Raw genomic sequence first — 24,319 nt, 5'->3', positions numbered from 1 at the left:
CTTTCCGGTTGACCGGGAAACCTCCGGGTACGTCGCCCGGATGACCGACAACCGAGATCCCTCACCAGCGCCGGACCTGTCCGTCCGGCAGTTCACCGGCGACCTGATCGACGCCGCGACGGCGGGCGACTACGACGACGTCGCCGAGGCACTGGCCGTCCTGGCCCGTGCCGGATCGCCACGGGTTCCCGCCGGCGTCGTCGGCGATCTGGTCGGCCGGTGCGCCGCCGCGGTCCGCGGCCACCACGGCCCGGGCGCCGATACGGTCTTCACCGTCGTCCTCGAGGACGAGCAGGGCGAGCGCGCCGAAGTGGAACGGCTGCCACCCGGGCCGAGAGCGGCGATGCGCGCCCTTCTCGCCGCGCTCAACCACGACCGGCCCAGCCGCGACATCCAGGTCGAGCTGGCCACCCGCGGCACGCCGGCGGACATCGTGGGCGTCCTGACCCACCTGCTGGTGTGGCTCGCGGAACTGGCGGAGCCGTCCGCGGCCGCGCTGAGCTGCTTCACCGACTGACGATCGGCGCACCCGGGTCACCCGCACCGCGCGCCGACGGCGGTGACCCCGGCCACCCCCGGGCGTAGCGGCACTACCGGCGGGTAACCACCGGGATGACCGAAACCTCTCCCGCGCCGCCGGCTCCGAGACGCCGTGCCCCGGCGAACCTCACCACGGCGATCCGGGTGGCCACGGCGGACACCGTGCGCCTGCTCGCCCGGGAAAACGCCTTCACGGCCACGCGGGACCTCCCCCGGCTCGTCCGGCACCCGGTGTGGCGCACCCGTCGCCACTGCGGCCAGGGCCGCGGCGTGGTGCTCGTGCCGGGCTTCTTCGCCGGGTCGCCGAGCCTGTCGGTGACCCGACGGTGGCTGCGCGACCGCGGGTTCCGGCCGCGCGATGCCGGGATCGGCTTCGACGTCGGCTGCACCTCGGACCTGGTCACCCGGCTCGAGGAGCGGCTCACCCGGCACGTCCGCGACACCGGCGGCCGCGTCGTGCTGATCGGTCACAGCCGCGGCGGCGGCCTCGCCCGGCTCGCGGCCGTCCGTCGTCCGGACCTGGTCCGCGGGCTCGTCATGCTCGGCTCGCCGGTGCTGGATCCGCTCGGCGCGCACCCGCTCGTCCTCGGCGCGGCCCGCGTCCTCGCCCGGCTGTCCGCCGCCGGGCTGCCCGGCCTGATCGACGCCGGCTGCCTCGCCGGCCCCTGCCGTGACGAGCACCTCGCCGGTCTCGCCGCTCCGCTGTCCCCGGACGTCCCGGCGCTCGCGGTGTACTCCCGCCGTGACGGCATCGTGCCGTGGCGCTCGTGCCTCGATCCCGCCGCCGCCCACGCCGAGGTGCGCAGCACCCACCTCGGGATGAGCGTGGACCCCGACGTCTACTCGGCGATCGAACCCGTGCTGACGGAGTGGGCGAACGACACCGCGGACAGCCGCGTGGCGTGACCGGAACCGCCCGGCCGGTCGTTCACCGTGCCCTTGCTCGCGAGCGGGGCGCGATACCCAGGCTTATCTCGGCCCCAACGGGTTAACCTGGCCGGGTCAGACGAGGACGTGCCACTCCCCTGGCGTAGCACTGCGGCCGGACCCGAGGCCGCGGAAAGGCGAGGGTCATGGCCGAAGTCCGCATGGAGCTCGTCCGGCGGGCGCATTCGACGGTGCTGAAGCTGGTCGGCACCCTGGGCCCGCGATCTCACGCGATCGTGCGCGACGGCCTGCTCAAGGCCGCCACCGAAGCGCCGGACGGCCTGATCGCCGACGTCTCCGAACTCGGCTTCACCCGCGACGCCCAGCTCACCGTCTTCGCGCTCGTGGCGATGCGGCTGGGCGACTGGCCCGGCATCCCGTTCGCGCTCGTCACCCGGCACCCGGACCAGGCCGAGGTGCTCCGGCGTTCGCCGGTGGCCCGCTACGCGCGCGTGCACGGGAGCGCGGCCGACGCCGAGCGCAGGTTCGGCGACCCCGTGCGCCGGCAGGCCGTCCGGGAGTTCCCGCGAGCGGGCACGACCTCGTCTTCCGCCCGGGAATTCGTCACCGAGACCTGCCGGGCGTGGGGCATCCCGGAGCTCGCCGACGACGCGGCCGCGATCGTCACCGAATTCGTCGAGAACACGCTCCAGCACACCGGCTCGCGTCCCGAGGTCCGCGTCGACCTCCGCCGCGGGATCTGCACGGTCGCCGTCGCCGACGAAGACCCGCTCCCGGCCGAGCTGCGCGAGCGCGACACGGCGACCGAACCCGGTCTCGGCCTCCAGCTGGTGGCCCAGTTCGCCCGCGGCTGGGGCTGCAGCCGGTCGTGGAGCGGCGGCAAAGTCGTCTGGGCCACGTTGCGCGTCCCCCGGGACACCGGCCGGATCACCACCCCCCGTTCGGAGAAGAACCGCGATTCCCGCGAATGGTGAAGCACTTTCGCTTTTGTCGCGGCGTTCGGCACTCGCCGCCGGGTTGAATTCGGCAGAACCGGCGCTTATGGTTGGCCGACCCGGTTCAAGCACGAGCCGCCTCACATTCCTCGAGCCCGTTCGATGGAATCGGAGTGTTCCATGCCGCAGAACAGTTTCCGTGGATCCGAGTTTCCCCCTGTGCCCGCGGCGCCGTTCGAGGCGCGGATCGTCCCGGCGGACCCCGGTGTGGTGACCGTGGTGGTTTCCGGAGAATTGGATCTGGCCACCGTCCCCCTCCTGAAGACGACGGTCCGGGAAGTGCTCGCGGCCCGCCCCTGGCGTCTCACGATCGACCTGACCGCGGTGACGTTCTGCGGCTCCACCGGCCTGCGCGCCCTGGTCGTGCTGGACGCGGCGGCCGGCGAGGCAGGCACCCGCGTGGCGATCCGGCCCACCGCCGCGATCCGCCGCCTGCTGCGGATCACCCGTCTGGACGGCGCTTTGCCGCTCCTCGAGCCGACGCCGGAGCGCAAGGCGGTCTGAGGCCGTGTCCGGTTGAGCTGGCCCTGGTAACTACGCGCGGTGGTTGGTCGCGGTGAGTTGACGGACAAGGCCACCGGCGCCCCGTGGCGTGACTGCCCGAACGGTATGGGCCCTGGACGACCGCGCATGAGTGGCTGCGGTTGTGGACCCAGGACGGCACCTGGGCGAAGATCCTCGATCGGGTGATCGTCGAAGCCGATGCTGGATGGCATCGGCGTCGCCCGGATCGGGCCAGGTCGGCCACGCTGTGCGCAGATTTTTGCCGTTCACACGACGAAACCGCAGCTCAACAGCCAGCACCTACCCAAGATCAACGATCTTGAGCCAAAGTCGGGTAAGGTGACGGAATGGTCATGCGGGTGGCGATTCCCGTGCTGCCGTGCCGAGATGTGCAGGCAGCGCGGTCGTACTTCACGGACGTGCTCGGATTCGACACCATATTCACCTGGGAGACCCCACCTAGCTATGCGGCCGTGATCCGCGACACCGCCGAGTTCCACCTGTACGCCGAAAGCAGCGTGGGCCCGGCCAGGGTGACGGTTGTCGTCGACGACGTCGATTCCTGCCACGACGAGCTGCGCGCCCGCGGCGCCGACATCGTCGAGCCACTGGCTGACCGGCCCTACGGGATGCGCGACTTCAACGTACGGACACCCGATGGGCACTTGTTGATCTTCAGCCAGCCGCTTACCGAGCACGGGTGACCATCAGCGGACCAGCCGGAAGAATGACCGGACCTCGTCGACGAACAACGCCGGCTGCTCGAACGCCGCGAAGTGGCCGCCCTTGCCGGGCTCGTTCCCGTACCGGATGTTCGGGCATCAGCGCTCCGCCCACCGCCGAGACGGGCGCTGCAGCTCCTTGGGGAAGACCCGAACAGCCGGTGGGTACGGTCACCGGCGCGCCGGCCGGCCCGGAGATCCATTCGTTGACCTGCCGGAGGCTTTCCCAGTACAGCCGGGCGGATGAGGCACCGGTGCCGGGCAGCCAGTAGAGCATCAGGTTGTCGAGCAGCTCATCCCGGGTAATAACCCGATGCAGGTCGCCACCGGAGTCGGTCCACGACCAGAACTTCTCGACGATCCAGGCGCAGAGGGCGGCCGGCGAGTCGACCAGCCCGTAGCCGACCGTCTGCGGCCGGGTCGACTGCTGCGCCGAGGATCCGGAGCCCCATTCGTCCGCCTCCCGCAGTGTCGCGAGCGCCGCCCGCTCGGCACCGGTGAGGTCGTCCAACGTGGCCGGATCTGGCGGTGCGAGCGGCGACCCGATCGGGTTGCCGTTGACCGATGCTCGTGGCGATGCTGGTGCCCCAGTCGCTGCCCTGGGCGCCGAACCGCCGGTAGCCGAGCCGGGCCATCAGCTCGCACCACGCGTCGGATATCCGCTCGATCCCCCACCCCGGCGCGGCCGGCTTGTCGCTGAAGCCGTGTCCGGTTGAGTGGTTGCCCGGATCGCTGATCGGGTATTCGCCCACCTTCACCGCATCCGGGAGGTTGATCGTGGAAAGTCGCGTCAAGGCGTTCGGTCACGCCGTCCATCCGATGTTGATCGTGTTCCCGTTCGGGCTGCTGGCCACCGCGGTCGTGTTCGACATCCTGCACCTGATCACCGACGGGTCCGGGTTCGCGGTGGCGGCCGCCTACGCGATCGCCGCCGGGATCGTCGGCGGGGTGGTGGCCGCGGTGCCCGGGTGGATCGACTGGTTCGCCATTCCGGCCGGCACCCGCGCCAAGCGGGTCGGCCTGATCCACGGTGCGGGCAACGTCCTGCTGCTGGTGCTGTTCGCGGTCAGCTGGCTGCTGCGCGCGAACGCCGGCGACTGGGTTCCCGGTGCTTGGGCGCTGATCTTCGGCTTCGCCGGGGTCGCGCTCGCCGGGGTGACCGGGTGGCTGGGCGGCGAGCTGGTCGAACGCCTCGGCGTCGGCGTCGACGACGGAGCCGACCTGCAGGCCACCAGCTCGCTCTCGCGCGGCAAGACGGCCCGGCCGGGCCGCGTCCGGCACGAGCCGAGCTGATCGGGACCCCCCCGGGCGGCAGTCCGGGACCGGACCTCACGCAGCCGGGTGCGGCCGGGCCGTCGGCCCGCCGGAGGTTCCGCGCAAGCCTCGGTAGAACCGCCGGTGCGCCTCGGCGGCCGCGGCCCACGGGTACCGCCGGGCCAGGGCGCGCCCCGGCGCCGGGTCGGCGCCCTCGAGCGCGGCCCGCAGCTCACGGGCGAAGCCGGGCGGGTCGTCGGCGAACCGCGCGGCTTCGCCGAAGACCTCCCGCAGCACCGGCAGGTCCCGGGTCACCACCGGCACGCCGGCGGCGAGGGCCTCCATCGCGGCCAGCCCGAAGCCCTCCTTGGTGGACGGGAAGGCGAACACCGCCGCCGACGCCACCAGGGACGGCAGCTCGTCGTGCGCGACCGGGCCCAGCACCACCGGCGAGACGCCCAGCTCGGCGGCGCGTTTCTCCCAGCGCGTCCGGTAGTCGCGGTAGTCGAAGAGCGTCTCGCCGCCGGCGATGATCAGGCGGAGGTCCGGCTCGGCCAGCAGCGCGTACGCCTCCAGCAGGTCCAGCGTTCCTTTCCGCGGCTCGATTCCGCCGACGGCGAGCACGTACCGGCCCCGCGCGGATGAGCGGCGAGCCGTGGCGAAGCGGGCGTAGTCCACGCCGTTGGGGATCACCGCCGCCTCGATGCCCCAGCCGGCTCGGACCTCCGCCGCCACCGAGGCCGAAACGCAGACGTGCGCGTACGGCCGGACGATCGCCCGCTCGTGGCAGGCCGCCAGCTCCGGCGTCGTGAACGTGTCCAGGTGGTGGATCGTCCGGACACACCGGTCGACGGCGTTCGCGCTGATGCAGTCCTGCGCGTGCACGACGTCGTAGGCCGCCGGGGTGAACGCCGCTCGCAGCACGGCGATCGACCGGAGGATCCGCTCGCCGACGGTCTCGTCCGGGACGTCGGGGAAGGGGACGATCGCCAGCCGGACCCGCGGGTCGACCGGCCGGAAGAACCCCGCGTCGCCGCCGCGCCCGAGCGTCCACACGGTGACGTCCTCGCCGAGCTCCGCCAGGGCTTCCGCGAGCGCCAGCGTGTGCACGACCCCGCCGCGGGGTTTCGTCGAGTAGCTCAGCAGGGCGATGCGCATCAAGCCTCCCGGTAGACCTCGGGTTTCCGTTCCCCCAGGTGGTGCAGCACGCGCCGGGCGTTGGCGATCTCCTGCCCGACGTCGAGCTCGGCGACCGCGATGCCGGCCTTCGACCAGGTCCGGGCGAGGACCTCGCCGCCGGGCCCGACGACCTTGGCCTGGCCGAGGAACCGCATCCCGCCCATCGCGCCGGTCTGGTTGGAGGAGACGAGCACGACCTGGTTCTCCGCCGCCCGCGCCTGGTCGTAGAGGTCGAACAGGCGGGACTGGCGGTCCTGCGCCATCCGCGGCGCGCGGTTGGTGATGCTGGTCGGCCACGCGCTCAGGCAGGCGACGATGTCGGCGCCGTCGACCGCCAGCGAGCGGGCCGACTCGGGGAAGGTCTTGTCGTAGTCGATCAGCATGCCCAGCCGCCCGACCGGCGTGTCGAACGCGGCGAAGCGGTCACCCGCCGCGTAGGCGACGCTCTCCCCCGGCGGCTGGTGGACCTTGCGGTGCCGGCCGAGCACGCCGTCGCCGGTGACGCACACCGCGGAGTTGTAGCGCCGCGGCCCGTCGGCCTCGCAGTAGCCCACGCAGACGACCATCTCCGCGGCCAGCGAGGCGATGGTCTTCAGCTCCGCGCAGTCCGGGTCGAGCGCCGGCGGCAGCGCGTCCGGGTCCGGGTGGCGCAGGTCGGCGAGGTAGCCACCGAGGGCCGCGTCCGGCAGCACCAGCAGCGCGGCGCCGGCCGAGCGCGCGTGGTCGATCAGCGTCGCGATGCGCTGGAGGTCGAAGCCGAGGTCGCGGCCGAAGTGCGCGGCCACGGCGGCGATCCGGGTCTGCCCCATTCACGGGACACTAACGGGGTAGGCGTCGGGCCGTCTGTCGGCCAGGTGCCCCATCGACCGCCGGGCCGTGGCCAGCGCCTCCTGGACGTCGAGTTCGGCGATGGCCATGCCTTCGGCGACGCCGGTGTCGGCGAGGATTTCGCCGCCCGGGTCGACGACCTTGGCGCTCGCGACGAACCGGAGGTCGCCGAAGGCGCCGGACTGGTTGGCCGAGAGCCAGACGATCTGGTTCTCCAGCGCGCGGGCCCGGTCGAACAGGTCGAACCGGCGTTTCCAGCGGTCTTCGGCGAGGTCGGCGGCCGGGTTGGTCCGGCTGCCGGGCCAGGCGGACATGCAGACGACGATCTCGGCGCCGTCGAGGGCCAGCGCCCGCGCCGACTCGGGGAACGCCTTGTCGTAGCAGATCAGCATGCCCAGCCGGCCGACCGGCGTGTCGAAGGCGGCGAACTCCCGCCCCGCGCCGTAGCTGGCGTTCTCGGCCAGGGGCTGGTGGACCTTGCGGTGCCGGCCGAGGACGCCGTCGCCGCTGACGCACACCGCGGAGTTGTAGCGGCGGCCGTCGGCGAGTTCGCAGTACCCGGCCGTGACCACCAGGTCGCCGGCCAGCGCGGCCAGCCGCTTGAGTTCCGGGCCGCCGGCGGCCAGCGCGGGCGGGCCTTCGGCGCCCCCGTCGAGGTTGGCCAGGTAGCCGCCGAGCGCCGCCTCCGGCAGGGCCAGCAGCCGGACGCCTTCGGCCTTCGCCTCGCCGATCAGCTTCTCGATGCGGGCGAAGTCGGCTTCGAGGTCGCGGTCGAACGGCGCGGCGACCGCGGCCATCCTCAGTGTCGTCATGAGTTCCCCAATCCGGTGACGCCGCCGTCGATGGCGGTCGTCAGTTCGCCGTCGGGCCAGCGCAGCGCGACGCCGGTGCCCGCGACCAGTTCGCCGCAGGCCGCGGTGACCGACGGCCCGGCGGGTGCCGGGGCGCCGGCGGTCAGCATCGCGAAGCCCGGGAAGCAGGTCAGCCAGTCCCCGGTGGACGCGCCACGCGGGCGCGGCACGCGCTCGACGTCGAGCACCGCACCGCAGCCGGACGCCTCGGCGAGCATGCCGAGCGTGCCGGCGATCCCGGCCATCGAGACGTCCTTGGCCGCGGCCGGTCGCGCCTTCGCCACCGAGCCGAGCAGCTCGCGCAGCTCGGGCGTGCGGCGGAAGCTCGTCGAGTCCCATTGCCGCCCGGTGTAGCCGGGCCGCCAGCCGCCGCCGAGGTCGGCGGTGAGCCAGACGCGCTGCCCGGGTTTCCCGCCACCGCCGGGGATCGGGTCGGTGGTCCGGCCCAGCGCGGTGACCGACAGGGAAGCCGGGACGCCGAACTGCGTGTGCCCGCCGAGCACCGGCACGCCGTACGCCTCGCTCGCCTTCCGCAGTCCACTGAGGACACGGGCGGCGAAGGACGCGTCACGGGCGCCGAGCGCGTCGAGCAGGCCGGTCGGCGTGGCGCCCATGGCGGCCAGGTCGTTGAGGTTGACCAGCACCGAGCACCAGCCCGCCCATTCCGGATCGCGCTCGACCATGGCCGGGATGATCGCGTCGCAGGCGGCGACGACGTCGGTGCCGGGCAGCGGGACGCCGTCGTCGCCGACGAAACCGGGCACGCCGGTCAGCCCGCGCAGCAGCGGGCCGAGCGCGGCCTTGGTCGAGCGGGCCAGCGCGGCGATCCGGCCGATCGGCCACCGCATCAGCACGTGCTCGTGCCCGGCGACGGTCACCGGCCGCACGCGCTGCCAGCCGAGCCGGGTGAACAGCGGCTCGGTGCGGGTCTGCACGGTCGCTTCGAACCGCAGCGCGCCGTCGGCCTCGGCCCGCGCGCAGGCCGCCCGGACCAGGGCCGAGCCGATCCCGGGTGGCGAGCCGGGCGCGACGACCAGGCGCCCGCCCCGCCACCACCCGAGGTCGGGCCCGTCGGTGGCCGGGCCGAGCCGCACCCCGCCGAGCACGGCTCCGGCGGCGTCCCGCGCGACCAGCACGATCGTGCGCGGATCGGTGTCGTGGTCGTCGAGGTCGTGCCCGGCGAACAGGCCCTGCCGCGCCACGAACGCGTCGTGCCGCAACGCGCGGTAGGCCGTCAGTCCACCGTGGTCGGCCTGGGAGATGTGGACCGCCGGGCGGGCGGCGACGCTGCGGACGTCACCGAGCAGCGCGAGGATGTCGTGGTCCACGTCAGCCTCCCGCCGCGCTGAGCAGCCCGCAGGCCCCGCAGGCGGCACAGCCCGCGCCCTGGTCGGCGCCGGTCATCCCGGCCGCCCGCAGCAGCGCCGCGACCCGGCGCGTGACGTCGGCGACCAGCGACGGCGAAGGCGCGGTGGCGCCGTCGCGGCGGGCCAGGGTGCCGAGCATCGGCCGCATCGGGACGACGAACGGGTACACCCCCGCGCCGATCAGCCGCCCGGCGCCCGCGACGAGGTCGTCCGGGTCCTCGCCGAGGCCGATCAGCAGGTACGTCGAGACGCGGTTGCGGCCGAACACCCGGACCGCCTCCGCCCACGCGGCTTCGTACTCCGCCAGCGGCACGGTCGACTTGCCCGGCATCCAGCGCCGCCGGACGGCGTCGTCGAGGGACTCGACGTGGATGCCGATCGAGGTCGCCCCGGCTTCGCGCAGTTCGGTGAGCACGCCGAGGTCGCCCGGCGGCTCGATCTGCACCTGGACCGGCAGGCCCGGCACGGCGTCGAGCACCGCCCGGACGCACCGGACGAGGTGCCGGGCCCCGCGATCCGGCCCGGCGGTCGTCCCGGTCGTCAGCACCATCTGCCGGACGCCGTCGAGGCGCACCGCCGCCTCGGCGACCTCCGCGAGCTGCTGCGGCGTCTTGGCGGCCACGGTGGCCCCGGCCCGCAGCGACTCCTCGATGGTGCAGAACCGGCAGCGCTGCTCCTCGGCGTACCGGACGCACGTCTGCACGACGGTCGTCGCGAGGACGTCCTTGCCGTGCAGCAGCGCGATCTTCCGGTACGGCACGCCGTCCGCAGTGGACAGCTCGTAGAACTTCGGCCGCGCCACCGGCGTCACGCTCAGGCCGAGGTCGGCCGTTCCGCGGCGGATCCGGCCGTCGCGGACCTCGTACGGGCTGTCGGGGTTCAGCGGCAGCGTGGCGTTGGCACCGTCGACGACCAGGTGGCCGTCGTCGCTCGGCCCGGCGCCCTTGCTGCGCTGGACGGGTGCCTCCACCCGCACCCCGCGGACGGCGATGTCGGCGCGGGTGTCCAGATCTTCTTCGATGCCAACGCGCACGGACCGCTCCTAGAACATGTAGGTGGAGTTGATGATCGCGCCCTTGCGCGCGTAGTGGATCAGCGCGTCCTGCACGTCCAGGGGGTGCGCCGGGATGACGCCCTCGATGAGGTCCTCCTCGCGCGCGCCGTGCAGCGAGAGGCCGAAGCGGCAGCAGTAGACCTTGCCGCCCTCGCCGATGAACGTCTTGAGCTGGTCGTTGATGTTCATCTCGCCCGGGAAGGCGGCGTTGCCGGTGGTCGGGAAGCCGCGGGTGGCCAGGCAGTTCAGCGAACCCGGGCCGTAGAAGTAGATCGCGGCCTCGAAGCCCTTCCGCAGCGCGCGGGTGGCCTGCAGGATCGCGACGAAGCTCACCGACGACTCGTGCGCGATGCCGTGCACGAGCGTGAAGTAGCTCTGGCCGGGTTCGGCCTGGTAGTCCGGGAAGACCTTGGTCCCGCCGTAGAGGCTGGACCCCTCCGGCAGCGACGGGTGCGGGATCTCGTCGAGGCTGGTCTTCTCGGTCTCGGTCAGCTCTGCCATCGGTCTATTTCCCTTTCGTCGGTCCGTACAGCACGTCGAACGTGCCGCGGAAAACCAGGTCGGCGAGCTCGCCGTCGCCGGCCGCGGCGGCCAGCTTCGCGAGTTCGCCCTCGTGATCGCCCCACGGCTCGTCGGAGGCGAACAGCACGCGGTCGTGGCCGATGCCCCGCCGTGAGATCTCCTCGACGAGCCAGCGGGGCGTGAAGCCGATCGCCCAGGACAGGTCGGTGTAGACCTGCTTGCCGGCGGCGATCCAGTCGAAGAAGCGGCCGCCGACGAGCTTGATGTGACCGCTCATCCCGCCGCCGAAGTGGACGAGGTGCAGCTTGACGTCGCCGGCGTAGGTGTCGACGAGCGTGCCGACCTCGTCGATGTCCGAGGCCGCGCCGGGCGAGGTGTGGACGTGCACGACGAGGTCGTGCTCCCGCGCCGTGGCGAAGATCCGGTCCAGCTGGGGCCGGCACGCGGGGTCGGAGGCCCGGCCGCCCAGCAGGAAGCTGAGCTTCAGCGCCCGTACGCCGTCCTCGCCCGCCAGTTTCAGGGCTTCTCCGGTCCGGTCGGCGTCTTCGGGTCGCGGCGACACCCAGAGCGCGGCACTGATCCGGTCGTCCTTGGCCGCCGCCTCGACGCAGAGCTCGTTGAAGGAGAATGCGATCGCCGGGTCCGGCACGCCGTAGTTCGGGATCACCAGCGCGCGTTCGGTGCCTTCGCGGTCCAAATCGGACAGCAGCTCCCCGATCGTCGCGCGGGCCCCGACGGCCGGTGCGACCGGCGGGCCGCCGTAGAACGGGTACGCTGGCAGCACGCCCAGGTGCCGGTGGGCGTCGTTCGTCCACTTCATCAGGCCACCGTCCGCGGGGCGACCCAGTCGTCGTCGGCCGGGTAGGTGCTCACCGGCGTGCCGGAGAGCCACCGGACGTCGCCGCCACGGCCGACGTCGCTGATCCGCCGGGTCAGGTACTCCGCGTCCGCGGCGACACCGCAGAACCGGCCGGAGCCCCAGGTGTGCTGCCACGGCAGGCCGAGGAAGTACAGCCCGGGACAGCTGGTGACGCCGCGGTGGTGGGTCGGATAGCCCTTGCCGTCGAACACCGGGACGTCGATCCAGCGGTGGTCGCGGCCGAACCCGGTGCTCCACACGACGGCCGAAAGCGCTTCCCCGTCGAGGGTGCGGGGCCCGTCCGGCGGTTCCCACACCGGCCGGTAGCGCGCTTCCCGCGCCGCCGCGATCCCGCGCTGCGCGATGAACGCGTCGATCGAGTCCTTGATGCCTTCGGACACGGCGTCGGCGGCGTCGAGGTTGCGACGCAGGTCGTCCGCGAATTCGAGCTGCCCGCCGCGGACGCCGGTCAGCCTGCCGTAGAGCCGCATGCCCTGCGCGGCGAACGCGCGCAGGTCGATGTCGCGCCCGCCGTCGCGGCCGGTGACGTAGTGGTTGGCCCGGAACCGCACGGCGTCCGCGTCGGCGAACTCGTCGATCCCCCGGGCGTAGTAGCCCATCTCGTCGAGCCAGGCGACGACGTCGCGGCCGCGGTAGCGCCGGGCCACCCGCGGCGCCGACCCGACGGCCAGGTGCACGCGGCGCCCGGCCAGGTGCAGGTCCTCGGCGATCTGGCAGCCGGACTGCCCGGTGCCGACGACGAGGACGTCCCCATCGGGCAGCTGGGCGGGGTTGCGGTACTCGGCCGAGTGCAGCTGGACGACGTGCTCGGGCAGCCGCTCGGCCAGCCGCGGCTTCAGCGGCACCTGGTAGGGGCCGGTGGCCAGCACGACGTGGTCGGCGGTCAGCTCGCCGGCCGACGTCGTGAGCCGGAACCCGCCGCCGGGCAGCTGCCGCAGCCGCGTCGCCTCGACGCCCTCGTGCAGCGGGACGCCGGACTCCTTCGCGTACGCCTCGAGGTAGGCGACGATCTCGTCCCGGACCATGAACCCGTCCGGATCATCGCCCGCGTAGGGGAACCCGGGCAGCCGGCATTGCCAGTTCGGCGTGACCAGGCAGAAACTGTCCCAGCGGCGGGTCCGCCATTCGTGCCCCGCGCGCTCGCGTTCGAGCACCAGGTGCCCGACCCCGGCGGCGGTCAGGCAGTGGGACATCGACAGTCCCGCCTGGCCGCCGCCGACCACGATCACCGGCCGGTGCAGGCCGTCGAGCTCGAAGTTCATGCCGATCAGTGCACCGGCGAACCATTGCCGGTCGGTTTCCCCCGGAACAACGGGGTGTTTCCAGGCCGCCGCCAGGTGACGCTTTTCCCTGGTGCCGCTTAACATCGCCCGCCGGGAGCGGGGCCGGCCGGCCGGGCGGCGACAGCGGCCCCGCGACGGTAACTCGATCGGGTAACGTAGAAAATCTCTGGTCGCCGCGTTAGACATTCGGTGCTCGGTGTGTGTAGAGTTCTCCTCGTACGGAGAGAGACAACGTCAAGCAGGCGCGGGAGAGGACGTAACTACCCGCGAGGTGAGACAGGGTCAGGCAGCACGGGGCCGATCAGTGAACAGGTCTCGGCTGGTGACCGGAGCAGTACGCAGTGAAGGCGGTCAGGTGGCCGAAGGGTTCGAGCCGGTGCTGACCGCGGAAGCAGTACCCAGTAAGGAATACACACAGGAGAGAAGGGAACGGGAACATCATTGGATCGCCCGCGGCGGCTGGGCAGTAGTGCCGCGCGGGTACCGCAGTCCCATCGGATTGGCAGGTGGTTCTCGGTTACGAATGAGCGATCCCCGCGTCACCGGTCTCACGGCCGGACGGCGCGAGTACAGAAGGCCGGCGGTCGCGTCGGCTGATAATGGTGAAACCCCAACCCTGGGACCCCGGGTGCCGTTCGTGGCACCCGGGGTCCCTTGTGATGCGGAGGTGGAATGATCCCAGACCAACACGCCCCGGCCGGCCCCGGATCGGCCGACAAGTTCGACGACGAGCACTACCCCGGGTACACCATGGGCCGGGCCGCCGAGATGCTCGGCACCACCCAGAACTTTCTCCGCAGCCTGGACGAAGCCGGCTTGATCGAGCCGCAACGCTCCGCCGGCGGACACCGCCGGTACTCCCGCCACCAACTGCGCATCGCCGCGCGAGTACGACAGCTCGTCGACGAGGGCACCGCCATCGACGCCGCGTGCCGCATCATCTCCCTCGAAGACCAGCTCCACGAAGCCCGACGACGCAACACCAGTCCCCACCCCGTCGATTGAGGCTGCGAGGTGTACCGCCGGCCCCCTGCGGGTGGTACACCTCGATTCGACGGCCGAGACCCGCGCGGGGCCGCGTCTCGGCAGGGATCACCGCCGGCACGGCCTCCCGCCGGTGACGTCAGGGGCGGTCGCTGAACCTGGCTCCCGATCCGGGCGTCTCCCCCGCCGCCGAACAGCTGCCGCACTCCCCCGGTGGGGTGCCCGCGCGTCGCTACGGCCTGCGCACCGCGCTCGCCCGGCCCCGGGCGCGGCCGCCGAGTTCGGCGTCGAGCGTTTCCTGGGCGAACCGCATCTGCTCCTGGTACCGCGGCTCGTCCAGGCGGCGCATGCCCTCCTCCGGGGCCACCGTTTCGACCACCGCGGTGATCCACCAGATGTTGCCGAACGGGTCGCGGACCCGGCCGCCGCGCTGGCCGAAGGCGTTGTCCGACAGGGCCGTCACCTCGCGGGCCCCCGCCTGCAGCGCGGCGGTGTACGCGAGGTCGGCGTCGGGCACGAAGACACGCAGCAGCGAGGGCAGGTCCGGCCAGTCGTCGTGCTGGTCGAACGCCAGCACCACGGTGTCGCCGATCCGGATCTCGGCGTGCCCGATGGTGCCGTCCTCCAGCGGTACCCGGCCCAGTTCCACGCCGCCGAACGCCGCGGTGACGAAGTCCAGCAGCGCCCCGGTGTCCTTGGTGACGATCCACGGGGCGACGGTGGTGTAGCCGGCGGGGGTGGCAGTCATCGTGAAATCCCTTCGAGTCGGTGATTTCACGGTATCGGCCAGATAGGTCAGATCCTGTCCGGATCGGCCGCGGAAAAGCTCGTCCCGAACCTCGACGACGACCCGCCCGGGACGCGGTTCACAAGCCGGCGTCGCCGACGAGAACCCGGTGTTCGATGTCGGTGGCCGCCGCGGGGCCGTAGGTGACGTGCAGCCGGGACAGGAACTCCCCGGGCGTGAACACGTACTCCTGCCCGCCCGCCGATTCGAGGACGAGGCTGGCCAGGGTGGCGCCCATCCGCGCCGCCTGCTCGATCCCGGTCCGGCGGCTCAGCCCGGCCAGGAACCCGGCGCGGAAGGCGTCGCCGACGCCCGTCGGGTCGACGACGACGCCGGTCGGCACGGCCGGGATCGTGAGCGCCGGTTCGGTCCGCGACTCGATCCGGACGCCGTTCTCGCCGAGCGTGGTGATCCAGCGCCCGACCCGCGACAGCACGGCGTCACGGGTCCAGCCCGTGACCGAAAGCAGGAGGTCGTGTTCGTATTCGTTGGTGAACAGCAGCTCGGCGCCCTCGACGAGGGTGCGGGCCTGGGGGCCGGTCAGGCGGGCCAGCTGCTGCGACGGGTCGGCGGCGAAGCGGTAGCCGTGCGCGCGGCAGTCACGCGTGTGCCGGAGCATGGCGTCGGGGTCGTTGGGGGCGATCACGACCAGGTCCAGGCCACCGTGGTGGGCGGCGACGCGGGCGAGGTCGATGTCGCGGGCTTCGCTCATCGCCCCGGCGTAGAACGAGGCGATCTGGTTCTGGGCCTCGTCGGTGGTGCAGAGGAACCGCGCCGTGTGCCGGGTCGCCGACACGTGCACCGAGGCGGTGTCGACGCCGTGGCTCTCCAGCCAGGCGCGGTAGTCGCCGAAGTCCGCGCCGACCGCCCCGACCAGGACCGGGGTCAGGCCGAGCTGGGCGAGCCCGAAGGCGATGTTCGCGGCGACGCCGCCGCGGTGGATGTGCAGGTCGTCGACCAGGAACGACAGGGACACCCGCTCGAGCCGCTCCGGGACGAGCTGGTCGGTGATGCTGCCGGGGAACACCATCAGGTGGTCGGTGGCGATGGAGCCGGTCACGGCGATGCGCATGGTCACAGTCCCGTCGCTCGGCGGAGGTCCTCGACGCGGTCGGTGCGTTCCCAGGGCAGGTCGAGGTCCGGGCGGCCGAAGTGGCCGTACGCGGCGGTCGGGGCGTACAGCGGCCGCAGCAGGTCCAGCTCGCGGATGATCGCCGCGGGGCGCAGGTCGAACACCTCCGCGACGGCCTGCTGGATCTTCGCCGGATCGACCGTCTCGGTGCCGAAGGTCTCGACGAACAGCCCGACCGGCGCGGCCTTGCCGATGGCGTAGGCGACCTGCACCTCCATCCTGGTGGCCAGGCCGGCGGCGACGGCGTTCTTGGCCACCCAGCGCATCGCGTACGCGGCGGACCGGTCGACCTTCGACGGGTCCTTGCCGGAGAACGCGCCGCCGCCGTGGCGGGCGAAGCCGCCGTAGGTGTCGACGATGATCTTGCGGCCGGTCAGGCCGGCGTCGCCCATCGGGCCGCCGACGACGAACCGTCCCGTCGGGTTGACCAGCACCCGCAGACCGGCGTCGTCGAGGTCGAGGCCCTCGGTCACCGGGCCGATGACGTGGGTGCGGACGTCGGGGGCGAGCAGGTGGTCCGGATCGATGCCTTCGGCGTGCTGGGCCGAGACGACGATGGTGTCGAGGGTGACCGGCCGGTCGCCCTGGTAGCCGATGGTCACCTGGGTCTTGCCGTCCGGGCGCAGGTAGGGCATGAGCCCGGATTTGCGGACCTCGGTCAGCCGGCGGGCGAGCCGGTGGGCCAGCGCGATCGGCATCGGCATCAGTTCGGGGGTGTCGGTGCAGGCGTAGCCGAACATCAGTCCCTGGTCGCCGGCGCCCTGCTTGCCGATCTCGTCGTCGATATCGTCGACGCGGGTTTCGTAAGCGGCGTCGACGCCCTGGGCGATGTCGGGCGACTGCGCGCCGATCGCGACGTTGACGCCGCAGGAATTGCCGTCGAAGCCCTTGGCCGAGGAGTCGTAGCCGATCCGCAGGATCACTTCGCGCACGAGGCTCGGGATGTCGGCGTAGGCCTCGGTGGTGACCTCGCCCGCCACGTGCACCTGGCCGGTGGTGACGAGGGTTTCGACGGCCACGCGCGAGCGCGGGTCCTCGGCCAGGAGGCTGTCGAGGACGGCATCGCTGATGGCGTCGCACATCTTGTCCGGGTGGCCTTCGGTGACCGACTCGGACGTGAACAACCGTTGCGGCATGGCGGGTCTCCAGGGTGATCGGGTAGGCGTGACGCCGGCGCGGGGGTACACAGTGGACACACGCGGGAAGCCGCTGCCCGGCCCGCGGAAAATGATCACCGGCTTGCCGATTGCTCCCCCGGCGCACGAATGCGGCAGAAGCCACACGGTAAACGGGAGACGATCGGAGGTCAATCACGGTCGCGTTCACGCCTCGATCCGGCCGAATCGGCGCCGCCATTCCGCCTAACGGCTTCCCGCCGCCAGTGATCCACGTCACGGCATTTAGCCGATCGGCGGTGAAATGCGGCCCGTGCAAAAACGGCGGCGAGCACTAGAGTAACTGCCATACTCTATTTTCGGGCACCGATGCGGCCCATGCTGGTGGCGTGGAACGCACGGGGGACGGCCGTCCGCACCGGGGAAAAACCCGGTTGTGCGACGCCGAACGCGGCTTGTTCGCGCGATCTCCCGCAGCGATCGCCATCGCCTCAACCCGTATCCGCCCGAATCGGAGGAACCCTTGGACGGCGACACCCAGTCCTTTGTGGTCGTGCTGAACGACGAGGAACAGTACTCGATCTGGCCCGCCGACCGCGACCTGCCGCTCGGCTGGCGCGGTGACGGGGTCAGCGGTTCCAAGGCGGAATGCCTGGCGCACATCGGCGAAGTCTGGACGGACATGCGCCCGCTGAGCCTGCGCCGGGCGGCGGCGCAAACCGGTCCGGCCACCCACTCTCACAGTGAAGGATAGCGTGCGAGATGGTGCTTGATGAATTCCACGCCCGGGTGGCCGAGGCACCGGATTCGGTCGCGGTGCAGGACGGCGACCGGCAGCTGACCTACCGCAGCCTGGCCGCGCACGCGTCCGGTCTGGCGAGCCGGCTCACCGAACGGGGGGTGGGCCAGGACACCGTCGTGGCCGTCTACGCCGACCGGTCCGCGGAACTGGTCGTCGCCGAGCTGGCCATCCTGCTGGCGGGCGGGGCTTTCCTGCCGCTCGACCCGGCCCACCCCGCCGCGCGGATCCGCCAGCTGCTGGAGCTTTCCGGCGCCGCCGCGGTGCTCAGCACCGCGCCGCTGGTGTCCGGCGGCGCACCGCTCGGCGACGACGTCCTGCTGGTCGACCTGACCGAAGAACCACCGGACGCGGCCGACGCGGCCCCGCTCCGGCCCGACGGGGCCGCACTGGCGTACGTGATCTACACGTCGGGGTCCACCGGCCTGCCCAAGGGCGTCGCGGTGACCCACGCCGGGCTGGCCAACCTGATGCGCTGGCACCACCGGACCTACGACATGCGGCCCACCGACCGGTCCACCCTGCTGGCCAGTCCCGGGTTCGACGTCTCCGTCCAGGACATCTGGTTCACCCTGACCGCCGGTGCCGCCCTGGTGATCCCGCCGGCCCAGGTCCGCACGTCGCCGCCCGAGCTCGCCACCTGGCTCGCCGACGAGCGGATCACCGTCACCTTCCTGCCCACCCCGCTGGCCGAGGCCATCCTCGACGAGACGTGGCCGGCGCACACCGCGCTGCGGTTCCTGCACACCGGCGGCTCGGCGATGCAGCGCGGGGTGCCGGACGGGCTGCCGTTCCCCGTCATCAACCTCTACGGCCCCACCGAAACCACGGTGAAGGTGACCGCCTGCGAGGTGGTCCCGGGCGGGCCCGTGCCGCCGCCGATCGGCGTGCCCGTCGAGGGCGTGCGCTGCTACGTGCTCGACGGGCTCGACCCCGTGCCCGACGGCGAGGCCGGCGAAATGTGCCTGGCCGGCGACTGCGTGGCGCGTGGCTACCTGGGCGACCCGGCGAGCACCGCCGCGGCGTTCGTGCCGGACATCACCGTTCCCGGGCAGCGGATGTACCGGACCGGCGACAAGGTCCGGCGGCGGCCCGACGGGGTGTTCGAGTACATCGGCCGGTACGACGACCAGGCCAAGATCCGCGGGTTCCGGATCGAACCCGGCGAGATCGCCACCGTGCTCAAACAGCACCCGGCGGTCCGCGACGCCTTCGTGGCGGTCGAAAACTCGGGCCGCCCGGACGCGCGCCTGGTCGCCTACGTCGTCTCCACCGCCGTGCCGGCCGAGCTGACCGGCTTCGTCGCGGCCCGGCTGCCCGCCTACATGGTGCCGTCCGCGGTCGTCCAGCTGCCCGCCCTGCCGCTGACCCCCAACGGCAAGGTCGACCGGACCGCGCTGCCCGCCCCCGACCGGGCCGCCGCCGGACTGGCCGACGACGTCGTGGCGCCGCGCACCCCGACCGAGGTCGCGGTGGCCGGGATCGTGGCCGGGCTGCTCGGCCTCACCGAGATCGGCGTGCACGACGACTTCTTCGCACTGGGCGGGAACTCGCTGCTCGTCGGCAAGCTGGCGGTCCCGCTCGCGACCGAGCTGAACGCCGCGGTGAGCGTGGCGGAGCTGTTCGAAGCCCGGACCGTGGCCGGCCTCGCCGCCATCGTCGACGAGCGGGCCGCCGCGACCGCGGGCAACGGGCACGAACCCGTGTCCCCGCTGATCCAGCCGATCCCGCCGCCGCCGCGCCGCGTCCCCCGTGACCGGCCCATCCCGCTGTCCCTGCCGCAGGAACGGGTCTGGTTCTTCGAGCAGGTCTCGCCGGGCAACCTGGCCTACAACTTCCAGGCCACGGTGTCGTTGCACGGCAAGGTGGACGTCGACGCGCTGCGCGCCGCGCTCAACGAGATCGTCCGGCGGCACGAGGTGCTGCGGACGGCGTTCGTCTCGATCGACGGGGTCGGCCACCAGCAGCCGGTGGCGGAAGCCGAGGCGCCGCTGAAGGTGCTCGACGTCCCGGCCGCCGACGCCGACGACGCCGTCGCCGCGGAACTGCGCGAGCCGTTCGACCTGAACAAGCCGCCGCTGGCCCGCTGGGTGCTGCTGCGCCACGAGGACGACCAGAACACCTTCCTGCACGTGGAGCACCACTTCGTCCACGACGGCTGGTCGCTGTCGATGTTCCTGTCCGAGCTGCGGGTCCTCTACCCCGCCTTCGCCGCCGGGAAACCCTCGCCGCTGCCCGAACTGGCCGTCCAGTACGCGGACTACGCGTACTGGCAGCGGGACTGGATGCAGGGCGACGTGCTGCGGGCGCACGTCGACCACTGGACCGCCCGGCTGGCCGGCGCACCGGACACGCTGGAGCTGCCCACCGACCGGCCGCGGCCGCCGGTGATGTCCTTCCGCGGCCGGGCCCCGCGCATCCTGCTGCCGGCCGAGCTGTCCCGCGCGTTGCGCGCCTTCAGCCGGCAGCACAAGGTGTCGCTGTTCGCCACCATGTACGCGGGCTTCGCGGCCCTGCTGAACCGCTACACCGGGCAGCGCGACATGCTCGTCGGGACCGGCGCGGCGAACCGGACCATCCCCGAGCTCGAACCGCTGCTCGGCATGCTCGTCAACACGCTGGTGCTGCGCACGAAGGTCTCGCCCGACCAGTCGTTCAGCGACCTGCTCGAGCAGGTGCGGGTGAGCGTGGCCGAGACGCTGGCGTGGTCGGACACCCCGGTGGACGCGGTGATCGACGCGATCGACCCGGCCCGCGACCCGTCGCGCACCCCGCTGTTCCAGGTCATGTTCAGCTTCCACGACTCCGCGGTGCCGGACATCGACTTCGGCGGGCTCACCGGCCGGGTCACCGAACGCTCGAACCGCACGGCCAAGTCCGACCTCAACGTGATCGTGATCCCCCGCGCCGAGCAGCGCCTCGGCCGGGCGCCCAGTCCCGAGGACGACGACCTCGCGATGATCTGGGAGCACTCGTCGGACCTGTTCGACGAAGCCACCATGACGCGGATGATCACGCACTACCTGACCCTGCTCGCCGACGCGGTGGCCGAGCCGGACACGCGGGTGGGCGCGCTGCGCCTGCTCCCGGACGCCGAGGCGGACCAGCTCGGCCGCTGGGCCCACGGGCCCGCGACGGCCGCCACCGAGCCGGTGACCGAGCTGATCGCGCGGCAGGCGCGGACCCGGCCGGACGCGGTCGCGGTCAGCTGGCCGGAAGGACAGCTGACCTACGGCGAGCTGTGGCGGCGCGCCGCCGGGCTGGCCGGCGAACTGCGGAAGGCCGGCATCGCCGCCGAGGAACCGGTGGCGGTGTACGCCGACCGCTCCGCCGAGCTGGTGCTCGGCGAGCTCGCGGTGCTCCTGGCCGGCGGGTGCTACCTGCCCGTCGATCCGAGCTACCCGGCCGAGCGGGTCTCCTACATGCTGCAGGACGCGGGCGTGCGGAAGGTGCTCGTCGCGCCGTGGCTGCGGTCGCGGCTGCCGGCGCCCGGCACGGGCTTCCGCGTGTTCGACCTGGGCGACGCCCCCGTCGCGGACGGGCCGGTCGACGCCGGTGTCCCGGCCGCCCCGGACCGCCTGGCGTACCTGATCTACACGTCGGGATCGACCGGACGGCCCAAGGGCGTGGCGCTGGAGCACCGGGGGCTGGCGAACCTGACCGGCTGGCACCTGGCCGAGTACGAGCTGGGCCCGGACGACCGGACCACGCTGTTCGCGAGCCCCGGGTTCGACGCGTCGACGTGGGAGATCTGGCCGGCACTGGCGGCGGGCGCCACCCTGTGCGTCGTGCCGCCGAACCTGCGGGCGGCACCGGCGGAACTGGTGCGCTGGCTCGGCGACGAGCGCGTCACCGTCACGTTCCTGCCCACCCCCGTCGCCGCCGCCGTGCTGGCCGAGCCGTGGCCCGCCGACGCCGCGTTGCGGGCGCTGCTGACCGGTGGCGACGCGCTGCCGGCCGCGCCGCCCGAAGGGTTGCCGTTCCGGCTGTACAACCACTATGGACCGACGGAGACCACGGTCGTGGCGACGGCGGGGCTCGTCCCGCCGGGGCCGGCCGGATCGCGGCCGCCGATCGGCCGCCCGATCGGCGGGCTCCGCGCCTACGTGCTGGACGCCGAGGGACAGCCGGTGCCCACCGGCGTCCGCGGCGAGCTCCACGTCGGCGGGGACGGGGTCGGCCGCGGCTACGTCAACCGCGCGGCGCTCACCGCGGAGAGCTTCCCGCCCGATCCGTTCTCCGACCGGCCCGGCGCCCGGCTCTACCGCACCGGCGACCTGGTCCGCTGGCTGCCCGACGGGCAGCTGGAGTTCCTCGGCCGGGTGGACGAGCAGGTGAAGATCCGGGGGTTCCGGATCGAGCCCGGCGAGGTGGCGGCCACGCTCCGGGAGCACCCGGAGGTGCGGGAGGCCGCGGTCATCGCCCGCGCGCCCGAGGGCGGCGGCGAGCTGTCACTCGTGGCGTACGTCTGCCGCGACGGCCGGACCGGGACCGCCCCCGACGAAGAGCTGCTGGCCTTCGCGCGGGACCGGCTGCCCGCGTACCTGGTGCCGGCCGAGGTCGTGGTGCTCCCCTCCTTGCCGCTCACCGAACACGGCAAGGTGGACCACGCCGCGCTGGCCGCCCTGGCGCCGAGCACCCCGGTCGTCGTCCCCGAGGCGGAACAGGTCCCGCGGACCCCGACGGAGGAACGCGTCGCGCAGCTGGCGTCGGCGTTGCTCCGCGACCGGCCGGTGGGGCGCGACGACGACTTCTTCCGCGTCGGCGGCCACTCCATGCTGGCGGCCCGGCTGGTGACCCAGGTCAACGACGCCTTCGGGGTCGAAGTGCCGATCGCGCGGTTCCTCCAGCGCCCCACGGTGGCGAACCTGGCGGACGCCGTGTCGATGGCGACGGCCGGAACGGGTCCCGGTCCCATCCGGCCGGGTACGCGCCGCACGGCCACGCGGCTGCTGTCCGAGCTCGACCGGCTCAGTGACGAAGAGGTCGCGTCGCTCCTGCGTGACGCGGGGGGAACCGCGGAGGGGACCGAGGTGCAGCAGTGAGCACAACCATCGAACCGGAGGCCGGGGATCGGCGGGCGCAGCTCGCCGCCCTGCTGCGGCAGAGGTCCCAAGAGGACAGTGAAACGCCGTTGTCGTACGCGCAGCGGCGGCTGTGGTTCCTCGACCAGCTGCAGCCGGGCAGCGCGGTCTACAACGTCCCGCTCGGCTACGACATCACCGGCCCGCTGGACGTTCCCGCGCTCGAACAGGCGCTGACCGAAGTCGTGCGGCGGCACGAGATCCTGCGCACCGCGTTCCGGTCGACGGGCGGGACACCGCACCAGGTGGTCCTCCCGCCGGTCCCGGTGTCCGTGCCCGTGGTCGACCTGACCGCACCCGGCCGGACGGCGGACGAGGTGGCGCGGCTCGCGGACGAGGAGGCCGGCACCCCGTTCGACCTGGTGGCCGGCCGGGTCATCCGGGCCCGGCTGCTGCGCCTGGCCGACCGGCGGCACCGGCTGCTGATCACCGTGCACCACCTCGCCTGCGACGCGTCGTCGGTCGGGGTGCTGGGCCGGGAACTCGAGGCCCAGTACCGGGCCGCGCTGGCGGGTGCGGACCGGCGAGAGCCCGAGTTGCCCATGCAGTACGCCGACTTCGCCGAGTGGCAGCAGGACACGCTCGACGGGCCCGAACTCGACCGGCTGCTGGCGTACTGGACGGACCGGCTGGCCGGGATGCCCACGCGGCACCTGCCCACCGACCACCCCCGGCCGCCGGTGCAGAGCTACCGGGGCGCGGCGCTGACGTTCGAGCTGCCGCTCGCCCCGGTCCAGCGGCTGGAAGAGCTGGGCCGGGCGGAAGGGGCCACGCTGTTCAGCGTCCTGCTTGCGGCCTTCGCCGTCCTGCTGCGGGCCCACGCGGGCGAGGACGAGGTCGTCGTCGGCACCCCCGTCTCCGGGCGGGAGCGGCCGGAACTGGCCGGGCTCATCGGGTTCTTCACCAACACCCTGGTGCTCCGCTGCGACCTGGCGGCGCACCCGACGTTCCGCGAGCTCATCCGGCGGCTGTGGACCGAGGTCAAGGGCGCGCTGGCCCACCAGGACCTGCCGTTCGAGAAGCTCGTCGAAGAACTGCACCCGGACCGCGACCTGGCCCAGAACCCGTTGTTCCAGGTGCTGTTCAGCTACCGGTACGAGGAGGAGGGCGCGGGGCTCCGCCTGGACGGCTGCGAGGTGAGCCCGGTGCTGGGTGACACCGGCACGGCCCGGTTCGACCTCACGCTGAGCCTCGCCCGCACCCCCGCCGGCCTGACCGGGCGGCTGGAGTACAACACGGACCTGTTCGAGCCCGGGACCGCCGAGCGGATCGCCGAGCGCTACGTCCGCGTCGTGACCGCCGCCGCGCAGGCCCCGGACCGGCCCGTCGATAAGCTGGCCGTGCTGCCGGCGGGCGAGCTGGCCACGTTGGCCGGCTGGCAGGCCGGGACCCCGGCCGAGCTGCCCGGCGCCCTGGTGCACGAGCTGCTGGCGGAGCGGGCGGCCACGACCCCCGACGCGGTCGCCGTGGTCGCCGCCGACGCCACCCTCACCTACCGCGAGCTCGACCGGCTCGCCGAGGGGGTGGCCGGCCGGCTGCGCCGGCTCGGGG

The 24,319-nt window shown here is 73.0% G+C and carries 22 protein-coding genes; 10 read left to right on the top strand and 12 right to left on the bottom strand.

Going from position 1 to position 24,319, the window contains the following annotated elements; genetic code table 11:
* The first annotated feature begins 40 nt into the window (after positions 1-40).
* The 5 genes from DV20_RS08540 (at position 41) to DV20_RS08520 (ending at position 3,631) form a co-directional block, all read left to right on the top strand.
* Positions 41-517 (top strand): hypothetical protein, encoded by a 477-nt coding sequence (locus DV20_RS08540; RefSeq protein ID WP_043778111.1) that lies wholly within the window; start codon positions 41-43, stop codon positions 515-517.
* Between the two features lie 95 nt (positions 518-612).
* Positions 613-1,446 (top strand): alpha/beta hydrolase, encoded by an 834-nt coding sequence (locus tag DV20_RS08535; RefSeq protein WP_235190747.1) that lies wholly within the window; start codon positions 613-615, stop codon positions 1,444-1,446.
* Between the two features lie 167 nt (positions 1,447-1,613).
* Positions 1,614-2,402 (top strand): ATP-binding protein, encoded by a 789-nt coding sequence (locus DV20_RS08530; RefSeq protein WP_051735852.1) that lies wholly within the window; start codon positions 1,614-1,616, stop codon positions 2,400-2,402.
* Between the two features lie 180 nt (positions 2,403-2,582).
* Positions 2,583-2,927, top strand: a complete 345-nt coding sequence (locus tag DV20_RS08525; RefSeq protein WP_051735851.1) for an STAS domain-containing protein — start codon at positions 2,583-2,585, stop codon at positions 2,925-2,927.
* Positions 2,928-3,274: 347 nt separating this feature from the next.
* Positions 3,275-3,631 carry a VOC family protein gene (locus tag DV20_RS08520; protein WP_043778109.1) on the top strand — a complete coding sequence of 119 codons (357 nt, stop codon included), beginning with the start codon at positions 3,275-3,277 and terminating at the stop codon, positions 3,629-3,631.
* Here the strand turns inward: DV20_RS08520 and DV20_RS43750 are convergent.
* Positions 3,615-4,160, bottom strand: coding sequence for a hypothetical protein (locus DV20_RS43750; RefSeq protein ID WP_235190746.1), 546 nt, complete (start codon positions 4,158-4,160; stop codon positions 3,615-3,617). The genes DV20_RS08520 and DV20_RS43750 overlap by 17 nt on opposite strands.
* A gap of 308 nt (positions 4,161-4,468) precedes the next feature.
* On the opposite strand from DV20_RS43750, the gene DV20_RS08515 reads away from it, so the two are divergent.
* Complete coding sequence (locus DV20_RS08515) at positions 4,469-4,942, top strand: DUF2231 domain-containing protein (RefSeq protein WP_200876377.1); 474 nt, start codon at positions 4,469-4,471, stop codon at positions 4,940-4,942.
* Between the two features lie 36 nt (positions 4,943-4,978).
* On the opposite strand, the gene DV20_RS08510 is transcribed toward DV20_RS08515, so the two are convergent.
* Genes DV20_RS08510 through DV20_RS08475 form a run of 8 tightly spaced genes read right to left on the bottom strand, consistent with a single transcriptional unit; the run spans position 4,979 to position 12,846 of the window.
* Positions 4,979-6,061: an MSMEG_0565 family glycosyltransferase gene (locus tag DV20_RS08510; RefSeq protein WP_043778106.1), complete on the bottom strand. Its 1,083-nt coding sequence runs from the start codon at positions 6,059-6,061 to the stop codon at positions 4,979-4,981.
* Positions 6,061-6,891 (bottom strand): carbon-nitrogen hydrolase family protein, encoded by an 831-nt coding sequence (locus DV20_RS08505; RefSeq protein WP_043778104.1) that lies wholly within the window; start codon positions 6,889-6,891, stop codon positions 6,061-6,063. The genes DV20_RS08510 and DV20_RS08505 overlap by 1 nt, the downstream gene beginning before the upstream one ends.
* Entirely contained in the window at positions 6,892-7,722 is an 831-nt protein-coding gene (locus DV20_RS08500; protein WP_043778102.1) for a carbon-nitrogen hydrolase family protein, read from the bottom strand. It lies immediately after the preceding gene.
* Positions 7,719-9,089, bottom strand: coding sequence for an MSMEG_0567/sll0787 family protein (locus DV20_RS08495; RefSeq protein WP_043778101.1), 1,371 nt, complete (start codon positions 9,087-9,089; stop codon positions 7,719-7,721). The genes DV20_RS08500 and DV20_RS08495 overlap by 4 nt, the downstream gene beginning before the upstream one ends.
* A gap of 1 nt (position 9,090) precedes the next feature.
* Entirely contained in the window at positions 9,091-10,161 is a 1,071-nt protein-coding gene (locus DV20_RS08490; protein ID WP_043778099.1) for an MSMEG_0568 family radical SAM protein, read from the bottom strand.
* A 9-nt stretch (positions 10,162-10,170) separates the two neighbouring features.
* On the bottom strand, positions 10,171-10,683 hold the full coding sequence (locus DV20_RS08485; RefSeq protein WP_043778098.1) for an MSMEG_0572/Sll0783 family nitrogen starvation response protein: 513 nt from the start codon (positions 10,681-10,683) through the stop codon (positions 10,171-10,173).
* Between the two features lie 4 nt (positions 10,684-10,687).
* The gene (locus DV20_RS08480; RefSeq protein ID WP_043778096.1) at positions 10,688-11,524 is read right to left on the bottom strand and encodes an amidohydrolase family protein; all 837 of its coding nucleotides are present in this window, start codon (positions 11,522-11,524) and stop codon (positions 10,688-10,690) included.
* Positions 11,524-12,846: an MSMEG_0569 family flavin-dependent oxidoreductase gene (locus tag DV20_RS08475; RefSeq protein WP_043778094.1), complete on the bottom strand. Its 1,323-nt coding sequence runs from the start codon at positions 12,844-12,846 to the stop codon at positions 11,524-11,526. The genes DV20_RS08480 and DV20_RS08475 overlap by 1 nt, the downstream gene beginning before the upstream one ends.
* A gap of 693 nt (positions 12,847-13,539) precedes the next feature.
* Here DV20_RS08475 and DV20_RS08470 point away from each other — a divergent pair.
* A complete protein-coding gene (locus DV20_RS08470) occupies positions 13,540-13,872 on the top strand; it encodes a helix-turn-helix domain-containing protein (protein WP_043778091.1) in 333 nt (110 codons plus the stop codon).
* A 211-nt stretch (positions 13,873-14,083) separates the two neighbouring features.
* On the opposite strand, the gene DV20_RS08465 is transcribed toward DV20_RS08470, so the two are convergent.
* The 3 genes from DV20_RS08465 to metK form a co-directional block, all read right to left on the bottom strand.
* The gene (locus DV20_RS08465; protein WP_043778089.1) at positions 14,084-14,599 is read right to left on the bottom strand and encodes a VOC family protein; all 516 of its coding nucleotides are present in this window, start codon (positions 14,597-14,599) and stop codon (positions 14,084-14,086) included.
* Between the two features lie 118 nt (positions 14,600-14,717).
* The gene (locus DV20_RS08460) at positions 14,718-15,710 is read right to left on the bottom strand and encodes a carbohydrate kinase family protein (protein WP_043778088.1); all 993 of its coding nucleotides are present in this window, start codon (positions 15,708-15,710) and stop codon (positions 14,718-14,720) included.
* Between the two features lie 2 nt (positions 15,711-15,712).
* Positions 15,713-16,906, bottom strand: coding sequence for a methionine adenosyltransferase (metK, locus tag DV20_RS08455; RefSeq protein ID WP_043778086.1), 1,194 nt, complete (start codon positions 16,904-16,906; stop codon positions 15,713-15,715).
* 502 nt (positions 16,907-17,408) lie between these two features.
* On the opposite strand from metK, the gene DV20_RS08450 reads away from it, so the two are divergent.
* The 3 genes from DV20_RS08450 to DV20_RS08440 form a co-directional block, all read left to right on the top strand.
* The gene (locus DV20_RS08450; RefSeq protein ID WP_043778083.1) at positions 17,409-17,639 is read left to right on the top strand and encodes an MbtH family protein; all 231 of its coding nucleotides are present in this window, start codon (positions 17,409-17,411) and stop codon (positions 17,637-17,639) included.
* 8 nt (positions 17,640-17,647) lie between these two features.
* The gene (locus DV20_RS08445) at positions 17,648-22,729 is read left to right on the top strand and encodes a non-ribosomal peptide synthetase (protein WP_051735850.1); all 5,082 of its coding nucleotides are present in this window, start codon (positions 17,648-17,650) and stop codon (positions 22,727-22,729) included.
* Positions 22,726-24,319, top strand: a 1,594-nt coding sequence (locus tag DV20_RS08440; protein ID WP_235190745.1) for a condensation domain-containing protein, incomplete at its 3' end; no start/stop codon positions are given. The genes DV20_RS08445 and DV20_RS08440, both read left to right, overlap by 4 nt.

Origin of the sequence: Amycolatopsis rifamycinica, assembly GCF_000695625.1 — a bacterium.
Lineage (GTDB): Bacteria > Actinomycetota > Actinomycetes > Mycobacteriales > Pseudonocardiaceae > Amycolatopsis > Amycolatopsis rifamycinica.
Note: the sequence above shows the minus strand (reverse complement) of the source record. Positions and strands in the feature narration are given on the sequence as shown.

Excerpts from the sequence above, each read along its gene's own strand:
- DV20_RS08540 (WP_043778111.1), top strand. The coding sequence starts at position 41 with ATGACCGACAACCGAGATCCCTCACCAGCGCCGGACCTGTCCGTCCGG.
- DV20_RS08535 (WP_235190747.1), top strand. The coding sequence starts at position 613 with ATGACCGAAACCTCTCCCGCGCCGCCGGCTCCGAGACGCCGTGCCCCG.
- DV20_RS08530 (WP_051735852.1), top strand. The coding sequence starts at position 1,614 with ATGGCCGAAGTCCGCATGGAGCTCGTCCGGCGGGCGCATTCGACGGTG.
- DV20_RS08520 (WP_043778109.1), top strand. The coding sequence starts at position 3,275 with ATGGTCATGCGGGTGGCGATTCCCGTGCTGCCGTGCCGAGATGTGCAG.
- DV20_RS08515 (WP_200876377.1), top strand. The coding sequence starts at position 4,469 with ATGTTGATCGTGTTCCCGTTCGGGCTGCTGGCCACCGCGGTCGTGTTC.
- DV20_RS08510 (WP_043778106.1), bottom strand. The coding sequence starts at position 6,061 with ATGCGCATCGCCCTGCTGAGCTACTCGACGAAACCCCGCGGCGGGGTC.
- DV20_RS08505 (WP_043778104.1), bottom strand. The coding sequence starts at position 6,891 with ATGGGGCAGACCCGGATCGCCGCCGTGGCCGCGCACTTCGGCCGCGAC.
- DV20_RS08500 (WP_043778102.1), bottom strand. The coding sequence starts at position 7,722 with ATGACGACACTGAGGATGGCCGCGGTCGCCGCGCCGTTCGACCGCGAC.
- DV20_RS08485 (WP_043778098.1), bottom strand. The coding sequence starts at position 10,683 with ATGGCAGAGCTGACCGAGACCGAGAAGACCAGCCTCGACGAGATCCCG.
- DV20_RS08480 (WP_043778096.1), bottom strand. The coding sequence starts at position 11,524 with ATGAAGTGGACGAACGACGCCCACCGGCACCTGGGCGTGCTGCCAGCG.
- DV20_RS08475 (WP_043778094.1), bottom strand. The coding sequence starts at position 12,846 with ATGAACTTCGAGCTCGACGGCCTGCACCGGCCGGTGATCGTGGTCGGC.
- DV20_RS08470 (WP_043778091.1), top strand. The coding sequence starts at position 13,540 with ATGATCCCAGACCAACACGCCCCGGCCGGCCCCGGATCGGCCGACAAG.
- DV20_RS08465 (WP_043778089.1), bottom strand. The coding sequence starts at position 14,599 with ATGACTGCCACCCCCGCCGGCTACACCACCGTCGCCCCGTGGATCGTC.
- DV20_RS08460 (WP_043778088.1), bottom strand. The coding sequence starts at position 15,710 with ATGCGCATCGCCGTGACCGGCTCCATCGCCACCGACCACCTGATGGTG.
- metK (WP_043778086.1), bottom strand. The coding sequence starts at position 16,906 with ATGCCGCAACGGTTGTTCACGTCCGAGTCGGTCACCGAAGGCCACCCG.
- DV20_RS08445 (WP_051735850.1), top strand. The coding sequence starts at position 17,648 with ATGGTGCTTGATGAATTCCACGCCCGGGTGGCCGAGGCACCGGATTCG.